The organism is Chloroflexota bacterium, assembly GCA_035652535.1.
GTDB lineage: Bacteria > Chloroflexota > UBA6077 > UBA6077 > SHYK01 > DASRDP01.
On the sequence record DASRDP010000078.1, the window covers coordinates 1 to 3,639 of the forward strand.

Consider the following 3,639-nt stretch of genomic DNA (forward strand, 5'->3'; position numbering starts at 1 on the left):
CCGCCGATCCGTCGGCTAGACATCATGCAGTACCCGATCAAAGAAGTCTCCATGGAAATCGAGTACCAGGCGAATTGGGTCCAGGTCGTCGAGAACAACCTCGATGGCTCTCACATCTTCGTCCTGCACCAGGACACCTACGCGCTCCGACGCAACCCGGACGGAAGCTACCCGCCGGTGCCCAACACCACTCGCGGCCGCCTTGATGACCTGGCCTCGTTGGCGTATCGCGAGACCCCATATGGCGTGATGCGGATCATGGGCATCACGGACGGCTACCTCGAGGAAGATATCGTCGTCTTCCCGAACATCCTCCGCCGCATGAACCAGGTTTCCGTCAAGTGCCCGGTCGACGATACCCACACGCACAAGTTCGCGATCCGGGTCGACCTGAACAGCGGCAAGATCGACGACTGGGGCACGGTGGAGCGGGGCACGTATATCATGCCGCCCGCCACGACCAAGATTCCGATCGAAGCGACGCACCCGATTGCCCGCTATCGGATGGACAAGGTCCCCAACCAGGACGTGATGGTCATCGAGACCCAGGGCGCGATCTCAGCCCGGGACAACTGGCGCGCCGGTACACGCGACGTCGGGGTTGCCTTCTTCGACAACCTGCTCTTGCGAGAGATCGAGAAGCAGGCAAACGGCGAAGAGCCGATTGCGGTCGTGCACGACCCCGACCACGTCGTCGACACGAATTTGCGAGCCGTCCACGTCGTGGGAGCGCGCTGATCCGCGCGGGCGCAGAAGGAGATGATGCGGACCGGGGAAATCAGCGGCCCGTTGACGGTCATGGGCAGTTTACTGATGGGCTGCGGCGGGTCCGCAGCGACCCAGACTGCGGCCGGCGCGTCTCCGTAGCAGGTCGCTTCTGGCAAGACGCTGGTCGTGGTCGGGCGGGCGGAGCCGCCGAGCCTCAGCCAGTGACCGTGTTCCCGTCGACCGCGACGAGGGTAGCTCGACCCTGGGCGCGGCTACGATCTCCTGTATAAAGCGGGATCATCCCGCCGACAAACCGATCGACGTGCGAGGAAGAGGTGGCAGCGTGAAACCCCAGATGCCGATTCATCCCGAGCTCGAAGGGAAAATTGTTGTCGTGACCGGGGGCGCCCGGGGGATGGGGCGCGCTTACGTCGAGGGTTTTCTGGAAGCGAAGGCGCGCGTAGTGGCGCTCGACAAGACTTGGGCGGGCGACGAGCCGTTCCGGGCCGAACTGGACAAGAACCAGAACGCCCTTGCCCTCGAGACGGACGTCACGCAGGACGCCGACGTCGACCGGGCGTACCAGTCGGTCCTCGATCGCTTCGGTACCACGGACGTGCTCATCAACAACGCCGCGCTCTTGCAAATGCGGCTTGTGAACGAGACCGGCCGGGTAACGACCCTCGAGACGACCGACGAGCACTGGCAGCAGAGCTTTGGCGTGAACGTCTTCGGCCTACTCAAGGTCACCCGGCGGTTCGTCAAGCCCATGATCGAGAAGCGGCGCGGCAGCATCATCAACATCGTGAGCAGCGGCATCCTGCATTTCTCGCACGGCGGCGCCTACACCGCTCTGCGCCCGAATTCACGAGAGATGCCGTACATGTCCGCCAAGGCCGCCGTCGCGACCATGAGCTTCTATCTGGCGGACGAGATCAAGGAGCACAACGTCGCCGTCAACATCCTCATCCCAGGCCACACCCGCGCATCCTGGTACGATGACACCGTTCGCGTTCGCATCGCCCGGGGCGCCCAGCCCGGGCCTCGACCGATGATGGCCTCCCACATCGTGCCCATCGCCATGTGGCTGGCGACCCAGGACGCGTCCGGGGTCACGGGCAAGATGTTCGACGTCATGACCTGGAACATCGAGCATGGGCTCGGTGGACCCGAGGTTTGGCAGGACATGGCGATGCCGCCGGATCTCGAGCAAGCCTTCGCTGCCCAGGCAGCGAGAGGCGCCCCTCGGCCCTAAGGGGATCCGCCTATCCCTGAAGGTCCCACAGGTAGGCGTTGCGGGTGAAGGTTCCATACATCTGGGCGGCTTCTTCGCCGCCGTCCTGGTCGTCGAGGGCAAGCACACCCTGGCGAACGCCCAGGTGCTCGGGTTGGAAGTAGAGCGGCATGAGCGGCAACAGCTCGGCCGCGACGAAGTCGGAGATGGCCCGCATCGACTCGATTTGACTAGCAGGCGTGAGGCTCGAGCGATAGCCGTCGACCAGCGCTCGCATGCGGGGATCGTCGTAGCCACCGCGGTTGCCCACCCACCCGGTCTCCGTCCCGGCGGCCGGCCCGAGCATCCTGCCCAGGATCGCATCGCCGCTCCCCTGGGCACTCAGATCCCAGCCCGGATAGCTGGCGCGGAACTCGTTGTTGCGCACCTGGGCCGCCGGGACCACGAGCTCGTCGACCTGCAAGCCAAACCGGCGCCAGCCATCCGCGACAGCGGCCACGTCACGCTCGAATCCTGGCGTCGTCCAGACGGCTGCGCGGAATGGGCGTCCATCCGACGTATGGCGGAAGGCGCCGTCAGCCCCCTGGGTCCAGCCCGCCGTCTGCAGGCTCGCTCTGGCCCGGGCCGGGTCGTACGCGTACCTGCGGAGCGAATCGCGGGTCGACTCGTAGTGGGGGTCCGTCGAGGGCAGGAGCGAGTACGCAGCCAGCTCGGAATGACCGTTCAACAATCCCTCGGCGAGCCCATCGCGGTCGAGCGCCTGATAGAGCCCGGCCCGAACGTTCACATCCATCGTTGTGGGTTCTATCTGGACGGACGGGCGCATCTGCGGAGCCAGGAACCAAGTGATCCCGGGTTTGACATAGACCGTCCCAGCGCCTGTGCTCTCCCACCGCTCCTTGAGCTCGAATCCCTGCGACACGCTGAGCGCCAGGTCTGGGAAGAGATCCACGGCGCCGGCCAGCAAACCCGTGTAAAGGGTATTCGTGTCGGTGTAAAGCTGGATGCGCACGTGGTCCACCTTCGGCCGGCCCAGGAAGTAGCCGCTGTACGCCTCGAAGCTCACCGCCTGCGGGTCAAATGAGGTCAAGCGGAACGGGCCGAGGTGCACGTACTCAGTCGTCCAATAGGGATGGTTCATGACCTCGGCTGGATCTTTATCCTGTTGGAACTTCTCATAGGCAGGGCCCAGGATGTGCTCGGGAAGCGGCCAGAAGGAGCGAACCCCGAGGGCCGCCCCCTGGTAGTACGGGCCCTTGAAGTTGAGCACAAACGTATTGTCGTCTGGCGCCTCGACAGACTCGATACGGTCGATGTGGTCACGTTGGGAAGGGGATGGCAGCCCCTTGTCGCTAATAAGTTGGTAGGAGAAGGCCAGATCCTGCGCCGTAAATGGACGCTGATCCTGCCAGGTGACACCGCGACGCAGCGTATAGGTGACCCGCATCCGCCCGTCCGGGAGGAGGGCGATCGATCCGTCGTCGAGGCTGGGGACGCGCTCAGCAAGACGCCCGATCGGGGTACGGGTATGTACATCCGATGTGATGAGGCCATCCGAGTGGACCTCGGTGGTCGAGAGCCACCCGCCGGCGGTCGTCTGATTCCCGAAGATGGCCATGGCGGTCACGGGAGACGTGACCCCAATGGTAAGCGTCTTCGGCGCAGACGGCGCTTGGCTCTGCCGCTGGGCCTGCTGG

At 64.6% G+C, this 3,639-nt stretch carries 3 protein-coding genes; 2 read left to right on the forward strand and 1 reads right to left on the reverse strand.

Annotated elements, in window-relative coordinates; translation table 11 throughout:
- Positions 1-738 (forward strand): hypothetical protein (locus VFC51_08290; protein HZT07017.1); only part of this gene is annotated, 738 nt, incomplete at its 5' end.
- 313 nt (positions 739-1,051) lie between these two features.
- The gene (locus VFC51_08295) at positions 1,052-1,963 is read left to right on the forward strand and encodes an SDR family oxidoreductase (GenBank protein ID HZT07018.1); all 912 of its coding nucleotides are present in this window, start codon (positions 1,052-1,054) and stop codon (positions 1,961-1,963) included.
- 10 nt (positions 1,964-1,973) lie between these two features.
- Here the strand turns inward: VFC51_08295 and VFC51_08300 are convergent.
- The coding region (locus VFC51_08300; GenBank protein HZT07019.1) for an ABC transporter substrate-binding protein at positions 1,974-3,639 on the reverse strand (1,666 nt) is incomplete at its 5' end.